General features: G+C 68.8%; 18 protein-coding genes. 12 read left to right on the forward strand and 6 right to left on the reverse strand.

Annotated elements, in window-relative coordinates:
* Positions 1–18 precede the first annotated feature (18 nt).
* The 4 genes from CSR00_RS22480 to CSR00_RS22495 are packed head-to-tail and all read left to right on the forward strand — an operon-like array spanning position 19 to position 3431.
* Entirely contained in the window at positions 19–1053 is a 1035-nt protein-coding gene (locus CSR00_RS22480) for an ABC transporter substrate-binding protein (protein ID WP_099024639.1), read from the forward strand.
* Positions 1054–1060: 7 nt separating this feature from the next.
* A complete protein-coding gene (locus tag CSR00_RS22485) occupies positions 1061–1819 on the forward strand; it encodes an ABC transporter permease (protein WP_099024640.1) in 759 nt (252 codons plus the stop codon).
* Entirely contained in the window at positions 1816–2625 is an 810-nt protein-coding gene (locus CSR00_RS22490) for an ABC transporter ATP-binding protein (RefSeq protein ID WP_099024641.1), read from the forward strand. Before CSR00_RS22485 ends, CSR00_RS22490 begins: the two co-directional genes overlap by 4 nt.
* A complete protein-coding gene (locus CSR00_RS22495) occupies positions 2595–3431 on the forward strand; it encodes an ABC transporter permease (protein ID WP_099024642.1) in 837 nt (278 codons plus the stop codon). The genes CSR00_RS22490 and CSR00_RS22495 overlap by 31 nt, the downstream gene beginning before the upstream one ends.
* Before the next feature lie 2 nt (positions 3432–3433).
* Here CSR00_RS22495 and CSR00_RS22500 read toward each other — a convergent pair whose 3' ends face one another.
* A complete protein-coding gene (locus CSR00_RS22500) occupies positions 3434–4444 on the reverse strand; it encodes a LacI family DNA-binding transcriptional regulator (protein ID WP_245906406.1) in 1011 nt (336 codons plus the stop codon).
* Positions 4445–4556: 112 nt separating this feature from the next.
* Here CSR00_RS22500 and CSR00_RS22505 point away from each other — a divergent pair, with 112 nt between their 5' ends.
* Positions 4557–5585, forward strand: a complete 1029-nt coding sequence (locus tag CSR00_RS22505) for a 2,5-dihydroxypyridine 5,6-dioxygenase NicX family protein (RefSeq protein ID WP_245906408.1) — start codon at positions 4557–4559, stop codon at positions 5583–5585.
* Positions 5582–7018: an amidase gene (locus CSR00_RS22510; RefSeq protein ID WP_176562195.1), complete on the forward strand. Its 1437-nt coding sequence runs from the start codon at positions 5582–5584 to the stop codon at positions 7016–7018. Before CSR00_RS22505 ends, CSR00_RS22510 begins: the two co-directional genes overlap by 4 nt.
* A gap of 12 nt (positions 7019–7030) precedes the next feature.
* Here CSR00_RS22510 and CSR00_RS31665 read toward each other — a convergent pair whose 3' ends face one another.
* Entirely contained in the window at positions 7031–7900 is an 870-nt protein-coding gene (locus CSR00_RS31665; RefSeq protein WP_099024644.1) for an Fpg/Nei family DNA glycosylase, read from the reverse strand.
* Positions 7901–8485: 585 nt separating this feature from the next.
* Between CSR00_RS31665 and CSR00_RS22520 the strand changes: the two genes are divergently transcribed.
* Positions 8486–9607, forward strand: a complete 1122-nt coding sequence (locus tag CSR00_RS22520) for an alkane 1-monooxygenase (protein ID WP_407662503.1) — start codon at positions 8486–8488, stop codon at positions 9605–9607.
* Here CSR00_RS22520 and cobF read toward each other — a convergent pair.
* A complete protein-coding gene (gene cobF / locus CSR00_RS22525; RefSeq protein WP_176562197.1) occupies positions 9537–10307 on the reverse strand; it encodes a precorrin-6A synthase (deacetylating) in 771 nt (256 codons plus the stop codon). The genes CSR00_RS22520 and cobF overlap by 71 nt on opposite strands.
* 108 nt (positions 10308–10415) lie before the next feature.
* Between cobF and CSR00_RS22530 the strand changes: the two genes are divergently transcribed.
* The 3 genes from CSR00_RS22530 (at position 10416) to CSR00_RS22540 (ending at position 13318) form a co-directional block, all read left to right on the forward strand.
* A complete protein-coding gene (locus CSR00_RS22530; protein WP_099024647.1) occupies positions 10416–11630 on the forward strand; it encodes a cation:proton antiporter in 1215 nt (404 codons plus the stop codon).
* Between the two features lie 93 nt (positions 11631–11723).
* Complete coding sequence (locus CSR00_RS22535) at positions 11724–12626, forward strand: AurF N-oxygenase family protein (protein ID WP_099024648.1); 903 nt, start codon at positions 11724–11726, stop codon at positions 12624–12626.
* Positions 12623–13318 (forward strand): DUF4873 domain-containing protein, encoded by a 696-nt coding sequence (locus CSR00_RS22540; RefSeq protein WP_099024649.1) that lies wholly within the window; start codon positions 12623–12625, stop codon positions 13316–13318. Before CSR00_RS22535 ends, CSR00_RS22540 begins: the two co-directional genes overlap by 4 nt.
* On the opposite strand, the gene CSR00_RS22545 is transcribed toward CSR00_RS22540, so the two are convergent.
* A complete protein-coding gene (locus CSR00_RS22545) occupies positions 13319–14488 on the reverse strand; it encodes an MFS transporter (protein WP_099024650.1) in 1170 nt (389 codons plus the stop codon).
* 92 nt (positions 14489–14580) lie between these two features.
* Between CSR00_RS22545 and CSR00_RS22550 the strand changes: the two genes are divergently transcribed.
* On the forward strand, positions 14581–15069 hold the full coding sequence (locus CSR00_RS22550) for a DUF2231 domain-containing protein (protein ID WP_099024651.1): 489 nt from the start codon (positions 14581–14583) through the stop codon (positions 15067–15069).
* Here the strand turns inward: CSR00_RS22550 and CSR00_RS22555 are convergent.
* Both CSR00_RS22555 and CSR00_RS22560 read right to left on the reverse strand, forming a co-directional pair.
* Positions 15049–15930: a M48 family metalloprotease gene (locus tag CSR00_RS22555; protein WP_141564438.1), complete on the reverse strand. Its 882-nt coding sequence runs from the start codon at positions 15928–15930 to the stop codon at positions 15049–15051. The genes CSR00_RS22550 and CSR00_RS22555 overlap by 21 nt on opposite strands.
* 7 nt (positions 15931–15937) lie before the next feature.
* Positions 15938–16363, reverse strand: a complete 426-nt coding sequence (locus CSR00_RS22560) for a BlaI/MecI/CopY family transcriptional regulator (RefSeq protein ID WP_099024653.1) — start codon at positions 16361–16363, stop codon at positions 15938–15940.
* Between the two features lie 84 nt (positions 16364–16447).
* Between CSR00_RS22560 and CSR00_RS22565 the strand changes: the two genes are divergently transcribed.
* Positions 16448–17386 (forward strand): TIGR03619 family F420-dependent LLM class oxidoreductase (locus CSR00_RS22565; RefSeq protein ID WP_176562196.1); only part of this gene is annotated, 939 nt, incomplete at its 3' end.

The following is a 17386-nucleotide window of genomic DNA, read 5'->3' on the forward strand; positions in this document are numbered from 1 at the left end:
ACCCGAAAGGCACCAACCATGCACCACAGCATCCGCAACACCCGGGTCGGGATCGCGCTTCTGGCCATCCCCCTGCTGATCGGCGCCACCGCCTGCGGATCCGGCAGCAGCACCGACGACGACAGCGCGACGAGCCTTCCGGTGGTCAAGATGGACGGAGTCGTCCCCGACCCGTTCGGGGTCACCGCGCTGTTCGTCAAGAACGAAAAGCTGGACGAGAAACACGGTTTCGACTTCGAGTACACCGAGGGCGACCCGTCGGGCGGCACCACGCCCTTCCTGCGCGGCGACGTGCAGCTGGGTCCGGGCGACGCCGTCTCGGCCGCGATCGCCAACGACGAAGGCCACGACACTGTCGCCTACTATCCGCTGATGTCGCAGACCGCTTCCGTGGTGGCGAGCAAGGCCAGCGGCATCACCGAACCCGAAGACCTGCGCGGAAAGCGCGTGGGGCACTTCGGCAACGACTCGGGCACCACCCAGGCACTCACGTTGACACTCAAGGACTGCTGCGACATCGACGTCCAGAAGGACCTCACCCTGGTGCAGTCCTCCCCGGAGGCCCTGCCCGCGCTGCTGCAGAAGGGCGAGGTCGACGCGATCTTCGATTTCGAACCGTTCGGCGACCGCGCGGTTCAGATGACCGACGGCACCCGGGTGCTCGAAGTGACCAAGTACTGGAAGGACAAGTCGGGCTGGGCCCCACCACTGGCCATGCTGTGGTCGAACGTGGACTGGCTGACCGAGAACCCCGATCTTGCCCACAACGTCGTCGCCGCCTTCAGTGAGGCGATGCAGTCGATGGTCGACGCGAATTACGAGACCTTCAAGGAGGAGCCGTACAAGTCCTTCCTGGATGCCGAATCCGACGCCGAGCTCGACCGGTTGGTGACCTACTGCCAGAGCCTGCCCTGCTACACCAACTCGTGGACCGACGAGGACGCCACACACATGAACGACTGGATCAAGATGATGGTCGCCGACGGGATGCTGCCGGCCTACCCGGACAATCCGCCGTCGGCGACACTCGAGTCCGTGCTGACCAACCGGTGAGACCGCGATGCTGAGCAGACGCACCCAATCCACGCTGTACTCCTGTGCGGGCGCGGCGTCGCTGATCCTGCTGTGGGCGGTGGGCGGCTCGGGAGCGAGCTTCATCGCACCGATCGGCGCGGTGCTGCGGGAACTTCCGCAGTTCGTCTCCGACCCGGAGGTGTGGGCCAACGTCATCGAGACCTGGATCCGCGTGATGATCTCACTGGCCCTCGGGCTGCTCGTGGGCATCGGCGTCGCATTCGTGATGTGGCGCTCGGAGTTCTGGGGACGCTTCGCAGGTGTGTACGTCACCGTGCTGGTCACCGTGCCGAGCACGATCACCGCCCTGATGGCGGTGTCGTTCTTCCGAAATGTCGAGCTCGGGGCCATCGTGGTGCTGGTGGCCACCATCGTGCCGTTCGTGTCGATGGTGGTGTACTCGGCACTTCGCCGCATCGATCCCGGACTGCTGGAAATGGCTGCCTCCTACCGCTACTCACGCTGGCAGTGGCTCCGCGAGTTGATCGCGCCCCAGATCGCCGGGTCGGTCATGACCGCGGTGCGCAACGAACACGCCCACCTGTGGAAGGTCGTCGTGATCGTGGAGATCTTTCTGGTCAGCAGCGGCATGGGATTCCAGTTCGACCGGTCCTTCAGCAAGTTCAACCTGGTCGACGTGATGCTGTGGCTGATCGTGTTCGCGGTGATCCTGCTGGCGACCGAGTATCTCGTGATCAGGCCGCTGGAGCGGCGCGCCCAGCACTGGACAGGAGTTCAGCAATGACCGTCCACATGGAGACACCCGCCTCGACGAGCCGCGCGAAATTCCTCGACCTGGAGGGCATCTCGATCGACTACGGCACCACGCCCGCCGTCAAGGACATTGACCTTCAGATCGGCGAGGGCGAGTTCGTGTCGATCATCGGCCCCAGTGGCTGCGGAAAGTCGACCCTGTTGCACGTGCTGGCCGGGCTGAAGGCACCGCGGTCCGGACGGATCACCTACCGGAACTCCGACGTCACCGCCGATGTCCGCCGGCAACTCCGGACCGGCTATGTCTTCCAGGATCACCGGCTGCTGCCCTGGCGCAGCGTCCGGCGCAACATCGAGATCGCGATGCGCAGCGCCGCCATCCCGAAGGAACAGTGGGCCGGCCAGGTCGAAAGGTACCTGAACCTGCTGCACGTCGGTGACCACGCCGAGGCCCTACCGATGAACCTCTCCGGCGGTCAGCGCCAGCGCGTCTCGATCGCACGCGCGCTGGCGGTGCGCCCCGACCTGGTGCTGATGGACGAACCGTTCAGCGGGCTCGACGAGGTCACCGGGCGCATCATCCGCACCGAACTCGACCGCATGCGAATCGATTCGGGCACACCGACGCTGTTCGTCACCCACTCGATACGCGAGGCGTTGTACCTCTCGGACCGCATTCTCGTGTTCAGCAGGGGCCCGGCGACGGTGTTGCGGGAGGTCGTCGTGCCGCTGCCGCGGCCACGTTCCTACGGCGACCCGCGTCTGGCGCAGCTGGAGGAGGATCTGGTGGCCGAGGTGCTCAAGGTGTGGGAGCCGGGCGGGACGTCCGGATCATGACGTTGGCGATCACGGCCCGCGCCGTACCGGAGACCGGTACCGAGTCGCCGCGGCGGCGCCCCTGGTGGGTCGACAGGGTGCTGGCCCCGGTGTCGGCGGTGATCGTGGGCCTGGTGGCCTGGCAGCTGGCCAGTGTCACCTCCGACGGCTGGGTACCGTCCCTGGGAGACCTGCTCGCCGCCACGGGTTCGGTGTTCGGGTCGGAGACCCTGATCTCCGATCTGGCCATCACCTTGCGGCGGGTGCTGCTGGTGTGGGCGGGCTCGGTGGTGCTGGGCCTGGCCGTCGGGGTGGCCGCCGGATTCAGCTGGCAGCTGCGTGCGTTCCTGCGGCCGGTACTGGCCATCGCGCTGGCCGTGCCGGACGTCGTCTACATCATCATCGTCATCCTGATCCTCGGCACCGCGGAAAGCTCGGGTCTGATCGCGGTGACGCTGGCGATCGTCCCCCTGGTCGTCAACGTGACCATGGCCTCGGTGATGGCCCGGGACATCCGCCTCGACGAGATGGCGGCGGCCTACAAGTTCGGTCCGCTCGCCTACGGCCGGCACGTGCTGTGGTGGCAGCTTCGCCCGGCCACCGAGGCCGCGACCCGCACCGCGTTCGGGTTCTCCTGGAAGCTGATCGTGTTGTTGGAGGCGATCACCTCCCCGGACGGGATCGGCGCGCGCATCATGCAGGAGTTCAAGTATCTACGCCCGGCGGAGATGATCGTCTACGCGCTGCTGTTCACCTCGCTGATGGCCGCGATCGAGGTGCTGATCCTCAATCGGGTGTTGCGGAGTCCGGAGCCCCCGTCCCGGTGAGGTCAATGCCCGCGGGTGGATTCCCGCACCACGAGCTCGGTGGCCAGGGTCGTCGGGGAGGTCGGCAGTCCGTGCAGCACCGCCAGCAGGGTCTGCACCGCACGTTTTCCCATCTCCCCCATCGGGCTGCGCACGGTGGTCAGCGGAATCGTCAGCTCACCGGCGATCGGGATGTCGTTGTAGCCGGCCACGGCGATGTCGCGGCCCGGTACCAGCGCGTGCTCGCGCAGCGCGCCCATGACTCCGATCGCCGAGTAGTCGTTCACCGCGAAGATCGCCGTCGGCGGCTTGGGCCGGGCCAGCAGCATCTCGGCGCCGCGGTGGCCGTGTTCGGCGTCGAAGCCGAGTTCGACGACATTGGCCGGCGGCACGGTGACACCGGACGACTCCAGCGCCGCAACGCAGCCCGCCACCCGGTCCACACTGGTGCTGGCCCATGGTGGGCCGGCGACGATACCCACGTCGGTGTGGCCAAGGGCGGCAAGGTGTTCGCCGATCTGCCGGCCACCGCGATAGTCGTCGCCGCACACCGACAGGTAGCCCGTGCTGCGCCGGGACACCAGGACGAAGGGCACCCGGCGGCGCTCGAACTCGGCGAGATTGCTGCCGTCCAGGTGGGCGTCACCGAGGATCAGACCGTCGATACGCCGCCCGAGCAGCAGCTCGAACCGGCGGTGCTGCTCGACGGGCAGGTCGTGGGTGTTGGCCACGAAGGTCTCGTAGCCGGCACCGTTGGCCTCGCCCTCGATGGCGTCGTAGACCGACGACAGCACGATGTCGGTCAGATGCGGGACCAGCACGCCGAAGGCGGTCGACTTCTTGGTGGTCAAGCTCGCGGCGTTGGGGTTCGGCGTGTAGCGGAACTCTTTGGCCAGAGCGACGATTCGGGCATCGGCATTGCTGATGCGAGCACCGGGTGTTGCGGCGCGCCGCAGCGCCCGCGACACGGTGGACACGTGCACGCCGGCCGCCTCGGCGATGGTGCGCAGCGTGATCGGGCTGTCGTCTGTCACCTGGGTGTCCCCCGTTTCCTAAGAGCAGCGAGCGCTTGAGCCGACATCATACGCAAGCGTTCGCGCAACTGATTGTGCAAACCAGAACAACACGAGAGAAGGTGGAGCAACGATGATGGTGGATCTGACCGGTGTCGATCTGATGCGGCTCTTCGTCCGCGAATTCGAGCTGTGCAAGGTCTCGCCGGGTGAACACGTGATCATCCTGTCGGAACCTTCGAGCCGATCCGACTACGTCGCAGCGGCATTCGGCGCCGCTCAACAGCTGGGCGCACATGTCGCGTCAGTGGTCGCACCCTCCGGGACCCCGATTCCCGAACCGGCCACCCACACCGGTTCGGGTCCCGGGCTGCAGTCGGTTCTGGACAACCGCGTGATCCAGCAGACCCTCAAGGCCGCCGACATGGTCGTCGACCTCACCCGGGAGGGATTCGTCCACGCGCCGGTGCAGTCCGAGATCCTTTCGGCGGGAACCCGAATCCTGTTCATCTGCGATGCGCCCGACGTGCTGGCGCGCAACATGCCGGCCGTCGAGGACTCCGAACGGGTGGAGTCGGCGGCCGCCCTGATCAAACGGTCCTCGCGGATGCGGGTCACCTCACCGGCGGGCACCGATCTGACGTGCGACCTCGTCGACAGCCATCCGGGGTACCAGAAGGGCTTCGTGGACCGGCCGGGCAGCTGGGACCACTGGCCCTCGACGATGGTGGTGTGTTGGCCGATGACCTCCAACGGCTCGATCGTGCTGACCGCCGGCGACATCCTGCTCCCGTTCAAGGAATACGTCCAGAGCGATATCCTGCTGGACGTGGTCGACGGCCGCATCGAGTCGATCAGCGGTGGCGCCGACGCCACCCGGCTGCGCCAGTTCTTCGAGGACTCCACCGATCAGTGGGCGCGCTCACTGTCCCATATGGGGTGGGGCTTGATGCGCAGCGCCAACTGGTTCGCGACCGCGATGTACGCCAAGCACGAGATCATGGGCATGGACGCGCGCGCCTTCGCCGGCAACTTCCTGTGGTCCACGGGCCCGCACCCGTTCCTGGGCCACGATTCGTTCACCCATCTCGACATCGCCATGCGCGGCTGCTCGATCCTGGTGGACGAGACGCCGGTGACCAAGGACGGGCAACTGGTGTGAGTGACGTCCTGCAACTGGACGCCTGCGGCCAGGCAGCGGCCGTCCGGGGCGGCGAGGTCTCGGCACGAGAGTTGGCCGAAGCGGCGATCGCCCGGATCACCGAGGCCGACCCGGCGCTCAACGCGGTGAGCTGGCAGCGCTTCGAGGAAGCCCTGGCCGAGGCGGCCCGGTTCGATTCCGCCCGAGTCGATTCGGCCCGGTCCGATTCAGCACCGCCGTTCGCCGGCGTCCCGATCCTGCTGAAGGACCACCGCTGCTTCGCCGCCGACCAGGAAACCCGCACCGGCACCACGGCACTGGCGCGGACCCGGGTTCCGGGCACCGCCGACAGCAACATCTACCGGGCGATCGTCGACGCCGGGTTCGTCGTGCTGGGCCGCACCACCGTTCCCGAGTTCGCAACCGCGTTCGTCACCGAGTCCGAGGCCACCGGGGTCACCCGAAATCCCCGCGCGCGGGATCGCACGCCCGGGGGGTCCAGCGGCGGGGCGGCCGCAGCGGTGGCCGCGGGCATGGTCGCGGTGGCACACGCCACCGACGGCGGCGGGTCGATCCGCCAGCCCGCAAGCGCCTGTGGACTGGTGGGCCTCAAGCCGTCCCGGGGCCGGGTGAGCCTGGGCCCCGAGGGCGGTGAGTCCTGGGCGGGCGCCAGCGTGGAGGGAGTGATCACCCGAAGTGTGCGCGACAGCGCCGCGGTGACGGCCACCCTGGCCCGGTGGTTCCCCGGCGATCCCTATTCGATCGCCGGGCCCGCCCTGCAGCCGGAAACCGGGACCCCGCCGCGCATGCGCGTCGGGGTGATGCGCACCCACCCGCTCGGAACGCCGTGGCCGTCCGCCGACGTGACACGCGTGCTGGACGAGGTCGCCGGTGTGCTGGCCGACCGGGGACACGACGTCCGCGACGGTTCGCCACCGGCGCTGGAAGAGTTTGAATACCAGCAGCATTACGACACCATCGTGGCCGTGGACGTCGATGTCCTCGCACGCCGGGTCGAGGCGCAGCTCGGCCGGGGGCTCGAACCCGGCGAGCTGGCCCCGCGCAACGAGGACAAGCGCCGGATCGCCGGACGGCTGGGGGCCACCGAATACCTGGAGGCCCGCTACTGGCTGGCGACCTGGAGCTACCGTCTGGCGGCCTGGTGGTCGGAATTCGACCTGCTGATGACCCCGACGATGGGTGGGCTGCCCGCCGTGGTCGGCCGCACCGGCAGCGCCGCGAAGATCGACGCCGGCATCGTGGCACGTTCGGCGGAGATGACCGTGATGACCAACTTCGCCAATATCGGCGGGCTGCCCGCGATCAGCCTGCCGCTGGGCTGCACGGCCGACGGTATCCCGGTCGGCATCCAGTTCGTCGCCCGGCACGCCGCAGAGCCGGCCCTGCTCGCCCTGGCCGCGGAGTTCGAGTCGCTGGGTCCGTGGGACACCTGACACACGAAGGCGCTATTTGAGCAGCTTGGACATCCGCCGGTCGGCCAGTACCTTGCCGCCGGTCTGGCAGGTGGGGCAGTACTGGAATGACTTGTCGGCGAAGGACACCTCCCGCACGGTGTCCCCGCACACCGGACACGGCAGCCCCGTGCGGGCGTGCACCCGCAGTCCCGAGCGCTTCTCGCCCTTGAGGGTGGCCGCCTGCTGGCCCACCGACCGGGTGACGGCGTCGGTGAGCACCTCGGTCATCGCCTCGTGCAACGCGGCGAGCTGGGTGTCGGTCAGCTTGCCCGCGGTCGCGAACGGCGACAGCCTGGCCACGTGCAGGATCTCGTCGCTGTAGGCATTGCCGATCCCGGCGATCACCTTCTGGTCGGTGATGACCGTCTTGATGCGTCCGGTGTTGCCGCGCAGCGCGGCGGCCAGGCCGGCGGGGTCGAGCCCCAGCGCATCCGGACCCAGGGCCGCGATCCCCGGGACCTGCTGCGGGTCGTCGACCAGCCATACGGCCAGACGCTTCTGGGTGCCGGCCTCGGTGAGGTCGAACCCGACGTGTTCGGCCGAGCCCGGTTCGCCGAGGTGTACACGCAGGGCGATGGGCCCCTTCCCGGGTTTTAGCGGTGCGGTGGAGAGCTTGTCCGACCAGCGCAGCCAGCCCGCGCGCGAGAGGTGGGTGATCAGGTGCAGCCCGCCGGCGCCGAGACCGAGGTACTTGCCCCAGCGGTGCGCCCCGGTGACCGTCTGCCCGGTGAGCGCGGTCAGCGGCGGGTCGAAGGTCTTGAGCACCGACAGCGCCGAGACGTCGACACGGCTGACGGGCCGGCCGGTCGCGTGCGCGCGCAGATAGTCGGCCAGCGCTTCGACCTCGGGCAGTTCGGGCATGGACCCAGTGTGCCGGAACACGGACCGGCACATCCCCCTGGACAAACCGATCCCCCGGACAAACGGATAGTGTGCGTCGGATAGTGCCGTCACCGGCACCTCATTGTTTCGCCGGTCAGTGAAAAAATGGCCGTGCATATTTCGTGATGGACACGGGTCGGCCTCATATCCGGTATCTGCGGAATGATTTTGCTGTGTCGCGGCCAGACCCGTTGCACTGCGCGATGCGGCACCGGTATATTCGGTGTTCGCGCAGGCCGGGGGGTTTCAGACAGCAGGCCGCCTGCCACGGGGAACTGAGACAATGACGCAGAAAAGGCCGTTCCGACGAATCTCTGCGAAATTGTCACACACGACACAGCGCGAGCATTTGCGCGCCGATAGCGGGGGAAGTATTTCTTAACTGTGGAGATTGCGCCGCCGTCAGCAAAGACGCCGGACACCGGCACCGCCCCGGTGACTCCGGAGGTTTCGGCGGTGTCCACCACCGTTTCGACCGCGGAATCGGGGCCGGGATCGGGGCGGGAATCCGGCAGCAGATCCGGGTCCGGTCCGGCGCCCGCCTGGCGCGACCCCAAACGCTACCTGTGGCTGCTGGCCGTGGCCGTGCCCTCCTACGTCGTGACCTCCTGGCTGGCCGTCTGGCTCACCGGCTGGGGCATCTTCTGGTGGTCGGCACCGATCGCCGCCTTCATCGTGCTGCCGCTGGCCGACTGGGTGTTCGGGCTCGACGACCGCAGCCCTCCGGCGGACGCCCTGGGCTGGCTGGAGAACGACAGGTTCTACCGCTGGGTCACCTACCTGTACCTGCCGGCCCAGTACGCCTCGCTGGTGCTGGCCTGCCGGCTGTGGTCCGACGGGCACCGGGTGCCGATGAACGTCTTCGACAAGCTGGGCCTGATGTTCACGGTGGGCATCATCGGCGGGATCGCCATCTGCACCGCGCACGAACTGGGACACCAGCGGGTCAGCCGGGAACGCTGGCTGTCCAAGGCGGCGCTGGCGCAGACCGGCTACGGGCACTTCTACGTCGAACACAACCGTGGCCATCACCACCGGGTCGCGACCCCCGAGGATCCGGCCAGCTCACGGCTGGGTGAAAGCCTCTATCGGTTCCTGCCGCGGTCGATCCTCGGCGGCGCACGCTCGGCCTGGCTCCTGGAGAGCTCGCGCCGGCGCCGCCGCGGGAAGGCGGTGTGGAGCCTGTCCAACGACGTGCTCAACGCCTGGCTGATGAGCGCCGCGCTGTTCGCAGCCCTGACCCTGTGGTTCGGTCTCGACGTGCTGCCGTGGCTGGTCGGGCAGGCCGTGGTCGGAATCTGCCTGATGGAGGCGGTCAACTACCTCGAGCACTACGGATTGCGCCGCCAGCGGCTGGCCGACGGCCGTTACGAGCGGGTGCACGCCGGACACAGCTGGAACAGCAACAGCCTGCTGTCCAACGTCTTCCTGTTCCACCTGCAGCGCCATTCCGATCACCACGCCAATCCGTTGCGGCGCTACCAGGCGTTGCGGCACGCCGACGAGGCACCTCAACTGCCCAGCGGCTACGCCACCATGATCGTGGCCGCACTCGTTCCCCCGTTGTGGCGTCGCATCATGGACCGCCGGGTGCTCGAGCACTACGGAGGCGACATCACCCTGGCGGCGCATCCGCCCCGGGGTGGTCGCCGCCGGTCGCGGACCGCAGCAGATAGGTGTCCATGATCCAGCCGTGCCGCGCACGGGCGGCCGCGCGCAGCTCGGCGATCTGCGACCCCACCTCACCGACCGTGCCGGCCACCAGCAGCTCGTCGGCGGTGCCCAGGTAGGCGCCCCACCAGATCCGCGTCGTGGCGGGGCAGTGCAGGAATGAGCATTCCGCGTCGAGCATCACCACCGCCGCGCCGTCCAGGCCCGAGGCACGCAGCCGGCGGCCGGTGGTGATCAGGACGGGTTCCCCGACGTCATTGAGCGGGATCCGGTGCCGGGCGGTCAGCGCCTGGATGGCGGTGACGCCCGGGACGACGTCGTAGTCGATGTCCACGTGCCGGCGCACCAGCTCCAGGATGCGCAGCGTGCTGTCGTAGAGCGAGGGATCGCCCCAGGCCAGGAACGCACCCACTTCCCCCGGCTCGAGTTCGGACTCGATGGCCGCGGCCCACACCCGGGCCCGGGCCTCGTGCCAGTCCGCGACGGCCTGGTGGTAGTCGCCGTCCTTGGCCCGCGGCGGGTCGACCAGCTCCACGAATCGATACCCGGTCCGGTCGATGAAGCGCGTGCAGATCTCCCGGCGCAGCGCCACCAGGTCATTCTTGGCCGCACCCTTGTCCATCGCGAAGAACACCGCGGTGTCGTTGAGTGCGGCGACAGCCTGGGCGGTCACATAGCCCGGGTCGCCGGCTCCGATACCGATCACATGGATCATCCGCACCCGAGCAGGGTAGCCGGGTTGCGAAGGGGGACCGGCATTGGGAAGCCTTCACATCGGGACGGCCGACCGCCGCCGCACTGAACGTCGACGAACGGAGCACGGGTGACGCTTGTCCTCGCATTCGGCATCATCCTGCTGATCAGCGTGTCGCTGTCCGGGGTGGCGGCGCGCACGGTGCTTTCGACCGCACTGCTGTTCCTGCTGGCCGGGGCGCTGCTCGGCCCCGGCGGCTTCGACGTCGTGCACATCGACGCCGGCAACCCGATCGTGGCGCTGCTGGCCGACGTCGCGCTGTTCACGGTGCTGTTCACCGACGGTCAGCGGGCCAACGTCCCGGCGCTGAAGGAGAACTGGCGGCTGTCGGGCCGGGCGCTGGGCCTGGGCATGCCGATGACGATGGTCGGCATCGCCGTGCCCGCCCACTTCCTGGCCGGCCTGGACTGGCCCACGGCGTTCCTGATCGGCGCGATCCTGTCCCCGACCGATCCGGTGTTCGCCGCGGCGCTCGTCGGGCGGACCGACATCCCGGTGCGCCTGCGGCGACTGCTCAACGTCGAGTCCGGCCTCAACGACGGCCTGGCCCTCCCCTTCGTGCTGATCTTCCTGGCGACCGCCCAGCACACCGAGTCGCATGTCACGACGGTGCTGCTGGAACTGGGGCTGGGCCTGGTGTTCGGGATCTCGATCGCGGCGCTGGTGGCGCTGGCCTGGCGGTTGCCCATCCTGACCGCCGAGCCGCGCCTGCAGCCGCTGGGACCGGTCGCGATCGCGATCGTCGTCTACGCCAGTTGCCATCTGACGCACGCCAACCCGTACCTCGCCGCGTTCGCCGCCGGATCCACGCTGGCCACCATGGACCACATGGCCGCCGAGCGTTTCGAGCCGTTCGGCGATCAGCTGGCCGAGCTCACCAAGTTCGCCGCGCTGCTGGTGTTCGGCGCGCTGATCACCCCCGAACGGTTGTCCCATCTGGGCTGGGGCGGCTGGTTGCTGGCCGTGCTGGCGATCATCGTGGTGCGCCCGGCGGCGATGCTGCTGTCGTTGGTGCGCACCCCGATGCCACGCAGCGAACGGCTCACCGCGGCATGGTTCGGCCCCAAGGGGTTCGCGTCGGTGGTCTACGGCCTGCTGGCGCTGCAGTCCGGAATCCCCAACGCCGAGTTGGTGTTCGACGTCGTCGCCGTCACCATCGCACTCTCCATCGTGCTGCACTCCTCCACCGACGTCCCGGTGGCACGGATGCTGCGGATCGAGCCGCCGGACAACCTGCCCAGCGGGCAACGCAGCGAGGCCGACCCGGGCCAACCGGTGAACTGACGGCCGCCAAACTATCCGGTACCGCCGGTATTGACATTGGCCAATGGCACGTTTACGTTCACAGTCATCAACGGCGACGAAGGGATGTCCCGCATGACTGCGTCGGTCACGCCCGCCGGGCCCACTCGCGAGGAGTTCTCCGAACGCCTGCTCAACGGCTCGGCCAAGAAGTCCTACGCCCCCCTGGTCGACATCGACTGGGAGGCACCGCTCGATCCCGACAAGTACTTCCTGCCGCCGGAGGTGGTCACGCTCTACGGCACCCCGCAGTGGGAGGCCATGACGCGCGCCCAGCAGATCGAGCTCTCACGTCAGGAACTGGTCAACATCCTCTCGGCGGGCATCTGGTTCGAGAACATCCTCAACCAGGCGCTACTGCGGGACCTGATGCACAAGAACCCCACCGCCCGCTCCACGCACTACGCGCTGACCGAACTCGGCGACGAGACGCGGCACATGGTCATGTTCGGCCGTACCATCGAGCGCATCGGCGGAATACCGGTGCGCCCCAAGCGGTATCAGAGGGCGATCATCAACAGTCTGCCCTTGGTCTTCCGCGGCAGCGTGTTGTGGGCCGCCGCCCTGGTGGGCGAGGAGATCTTCGACGCGATGCAGCGCCGGATCATGGAGGACCCCGAACTTCAACCGATCGTGCAGCGGCTCATGCGCATCCACGTCACCGAGGAGGCGCGCCACATTCAGTTCGCCCGCGACGGCCTGCGTAAACAGGTGCCGGCGATGCCGCGGTACCGCAGGGCGCTGCTGGCCAATCTGCACGGTGTCGGCGGCCCGTTCTACCGTTTCCTGTTCACCCAGCCGGTGCAGTACGAGCGGGCCGGGCTGCCCGGCCGCGACATGCGCCGGATCGCCAGGGCCAACCCGCACTTCCACGCCATGTGCGTGCGCTCGTTCGGTCCCCTGTCCGCCTTCCTGACCGAGGTGGGACTGATGGGCAGATACGGGCGCAGGCGGTGGCGGCGGGCCGGCTTCCTGTGAGCATCATCCTCGTCGGGCCGCACACCGGCGATATCGGTGCGGCGCTGGGCCTCGGTTCCGATCCGGCGGTCGACCGGGAGATCGACGAGGTCCACGAGATCCACGGGATGGACGCCGCCCGCTTCGACGCGGCCACCGACACGTGGTCGGTCACCGCGCCCGGCGCCGGCCCGATGCGGGCCCGGATCGTCGTGGATGCACGACCGTCGGAGAATCCGGTCCTGGCCTGCCACGGCCTGCCCAACTTCTTCCGCCTACCCGGTCCCGACCACGCCCGGCAGGCCCGCTACGTGCGGCGCTGCCTGGATCTGTGCAGACGCACCGGTTCCGCACGCATCGAGGCCAAGGGGCAGGTCCGGATGCGCCGCTGGCGCCGACAGCCGATGACCCGGAGTTTCTACCTGACCCCGGCGGCACCCGACGACGAACTCTACGACGGACCCGTCACGGCCACGGTGGCCGAGCGCGAGATCGCCGCCCGGGTCCGGCTGACCGGACACCTGGACCCCGTCGATGGTCGATACCATTGGCAGGGAACCCTTTTCGCCGAGCTACCGGGCGAGCGGCGCACCGCCGCGCGGGCAGTGGACCTGCGCATCGCCGACCGCACGGCGCATGCCCGCGTCGTCGAACGCACCCCGTGGGGCGCCCACATGGTCGCCGGGGTGGGCGATCCGCCGTTCGCGCCCTGATCAGCGCGCACGCACCGCCACGAACCCCACGGCCAGCACGGCGCCCACGGCACCCGAGATCAGCAGCGGCAGCCGCCCGTCGGCGCCCCAGGCCAGACCCGCCCACAGGCCCGCGGCCAGCACGGCGAACCCGCTGAGCCCCTGAAAGACACCCTGGGCGCTGGCCTGCAGATCACGACCCACCAGCGTCGAGATCCAGGCTTTGCCCACCCCGTCGGTGCAGGCCGCGAACAACCCGTACACGCCGATCAACAGCCAGGCCGTCACCGCGTCGGTCGTCATGCCCAGCCCCAGATAGCAGACGGCGAAGAACCCCAGCCCCACACCGAACACGATCCGCCGCGGCACCCGGTCGGCCAGGGCGCCGGCCGGATAACTGGCCAGCGCGTACACCACGTTGTAGGTCACGTAGGCCAGGATCACCTCGGTGACCGAGAATCCTATCTCGTTGAGCCGCAACAGCAGCAGCGCATCCGGGAAGTTCACCAACCCGAACGCGGCCAACAGCGCCACCACCCGCCAGTAGCGTCGCGGCAGCTCCCGGACCCGCGCGAACACGGGTTCGCGGGCCCGGCCGTGGCGCACGCGACGTTCGGCGACCAGCCCCACCAACAGGACACTGAGCACCGCGGGGACCACCGCGACCCACAGCAGCGGCCCGATCCGGTGGTCGAGCAGCTCGTAGCCCGCGAGTCCGAGCAACGGCCCCACCACCGCGCCGCAGGTGTCCATCGTGCGGTGAAAACCGAACACCCGCCCGCGGGCGGCATCGTCGATTCCGTCGACCAGCAGGGCGTCCCGGGGTGCGCCGCGCAGCCCCTTGCCCAGCCGGTCGACCACCCGCCCGGCCAGCACCCCGGGCCAGGCCCCCGCCGCGGCCACCAGGACCTTGCCCAGGGCCGCCAGCCCGTAGCCGCTGGCGATCAGGGGGCGGCGTGAGAAGCGGTCGGCCAGCGGCCCCGACGCCAGCTTGGTCACCGACGCGGCCCCCTCGGCGGCACCCTCGACGGCACCGACCACCGAGGGCGGCGCCCCCAACACGGCGGTGAGGTAGATCGGCAGCAGCGGATAGAGCAGCTCGCTGGCCACATCCTGCAGGAACGACACCGCCGAGAGGGCCTTGACATTGCGGGTCAGCCACGGCCTGCGCGGTACGGTCGGCTCAGTCACGCACTCGCCTCCTCTCCGCCAATCCGCTCAACTACTACACACTGTGTAGCATTTGATCCCAGCAGCCCCCAGCCACCCGGGAGTCGAACACCATGTCAACCTTCAACGGTCTGCCCGCCCACGCGTTGCTCGTCCATTTCATCGTCGTCCTCGCACCGTTGACGGCGCTGTTGGCCATCCTGTGTGCGGTGTGGCCGGCCGCCCGGGAACGGCTGGTGTGGCTGGTGCTGACCCTGGCCGCGGTCACCGTCGTGCTGACGCCGCTGACCACCGAAGCCGGCGAATGGCTCGAGCACCGGGTCGGCGAGACCCCGGCACTGGAGACCCATGCCGACCTCGGGGACACCATGATCTTCTTCTCGATCGGGCTGCTGGTGGCCACGCTGCTGCTGGCCTTCGCGCATGTGCGGGCCCGCCGCGACTCGTCGAACGCCGTCATCGGGGCGGTGATCTCCCTCGTCGTCATCGTGCTGTCCGCCGCGACGATCGTGCAGGTGTACCGGATCGGAGATTCCGGAGCCAAGTCGGTCTGGGGTGGCGTGACGCAGACACAGCCGGCCTCACCCGATGACGACGACTGACGACTCGCCCTCTTCCGGCACCACCCGATCCTGAACGAGGTCGGTGGTCACCCCCACGTCGGCCACGGTCACAACGACCACCGCCGCGCAGGCCAGCACCGCCCAGCGGCGCGGTCGCCCGGGGCGGGGCCCGTGCAGCGCGCTCACGCGGCGGACCACGTCGCCGGCCGCGGCGCCCAGCGTCGCCGCCTCCGGCGGCCGGGATCCCGCGCACATCAGTGCGGCGCGGGCAAGGGCCCGGGCCAGTACCGCACGATCGTCTCCGGCGGCCCGCTCGTCGGCGTCGCGTTCGGCCGCGAACCGGACCAACCGCGGCCAGCCGGCCAACAACGGGTTCAGGGCGGCCGCCAGCTCGGCGGCCTGCACGTACAGGTAGTGGCGGGCACGAAGGTGGGCCCGCTCGTGACGGACCAGCGCGGCGAACTCGGCACGGTCGAGCGCCGCGCACAGCCCGGTGGTCACCACCACCACGGCTCCGCGACCGGGAACGGCGAACGCGTCGGGGGTCCCGTCATCGACGACCAGCAGATCTCCGCGGCGGGCGGTACTGCCGCGGAACACTTTTCCGGCGCGCAGGCTCGCCGCCGCGCGCAGCAGGTGACGGGTCGCGCGCACGCATCCGGCCGCCAGGAACGTGCCCGCGAGCACGGCCAGGCCGATGCCGACCGGGGTGGGGTCTTCGGCCACCAGCGCGATCACCGCCGCCGAGGACATCGCGGTGGCCACCGCGAACAGCAGCGCCATCCCGGCGGCCAGACGCACCGACCAGGCCGGGGTGAACGCGCGCTCCAGCCGTTGCAGCGGCACCGAGACCGCGACCGCCAGGGCCCAGGGGGCGAGCAGCATCGCCATGGCCGTCATCGGCCGCTCACCGGCGCGTGTCCCGCCCGTCGCCTCCCACGTCATCGGTCTGGGGGTCGGCCTGGGGGTCGGTCCGGGGATCGCGCTCCAGCAGCGTGCGCAGCACCTCTTCGTCGTCGGGCTGCAGGGAGGCCACGAAACTGGCCAGCACGCTGGCGCGGTCCTGCCGGCCGTCGAGCGCATGACGCATCCTGATCGCCGCGCGCAGCGCGGGCAGATCACCGGCCGGGGCCGCCAGCGCGTAGCCGTAACCGCGGCCCCGCTTGGCGCGGGTGAGCACTCCCTTGCGGGTGAGCCGGACCAGCGCGGTCATCACGGTGGTGTGGGCCAGCGACCCGCCCAGGGCCGCGCGGACCTCGGCGACGGTCCTGTAGTCATCGGCGTCGAGCACGCCGATGACGGCTTCCTCCAACCCACCGGGTTCCTTACGCACCTACCGGCCTCCTCACGACGAGGATAGCCAGCCGGCGCCCGGATTGTTCCCCACGGAACTAGAACGTGTTCTAACATTCGGCCCATGCGGTTCACCTACGCCGAAGCCATGACCGATCCGAGCTACTACATCCCGCTGGCCCAGGCCGCCGAGGCCGCCGGCTACCACGCGATGACGATCGCCGACAGCGTGGCCTATCCCTACGAGTCGGACTCGACGTATCCCTACACCCCGGACGGCAACCGCGAATTCCTCGACGGCAAGGAGTTCATCGAAACCTTCGTGCTGACAGCGGCTCTGGGCGCGGTCACCAGCCGGCTGCACTTCAACTTCTTCGTCCTCAAACTGCCCATCCGGCCGCCGGCCCTGGTGGCCAAGCAGGCCGGTTCGCTGGCCGCGCTGATCGGTGACCGCGTCGGCCTCGGCGTCGGAACCAGCCCGTGGCCCGAGGACTACGAGCTGATGGGGGTGCCCTTCGCCCGCCGCGGCAAGCGGATGGACGAGTGCATCGAGATCATCCGCGGCCTGACCACCGGGGACTACTTCGAGTTTCACGGCGAGTTCTACGACATCCCCAAGACGAAGATGAGCCCGGCTCCCGGCGCACCGATCCCCATCCTGATCGGCGGGCACGCCGACGCCGCGCTGCGCCGCGCGGCCCGCAACGACGGCTGGATGCACGGCGGCGGCGATCCCGAGGAGCTGGATCGGCTGATCGCGAAGGTCAAGCGCTACCGACAGGAGGAGGGCCGCGACGGCGACTTCCAGATCCACGTGATCTCCGTGGACGGCTTCACCCTCGACGGCATCAAACGGCTCGAGGACAAGGGCGTCACCGACGTCATCGTGGGTTTCCGGATTCCCTACATCCTTTCTCTTTTACTCATCTCTCCCTGCCGTCTATCCTCCTTTTTTCTTTCTCTTTTCTCCCCTTTTCTTTATTTTTTTTTTTTCTCTTCTCTTTCTTTTTCTTTCTTTCCTTTTTTTTCTTTTTTTTTTCTTCTCTTTCTTTTTTCTTTTTTT

Origin of the sequence: Mycolicibacterium palauense (assembly GCF_002592005.1) — a bacterium.
GTDB lineage: Bacteria > Actinomycetota > Actinomycetes > Mycobacteriales > Mycobacteriaceae > Mycobacterium > Mycobacterium palauense.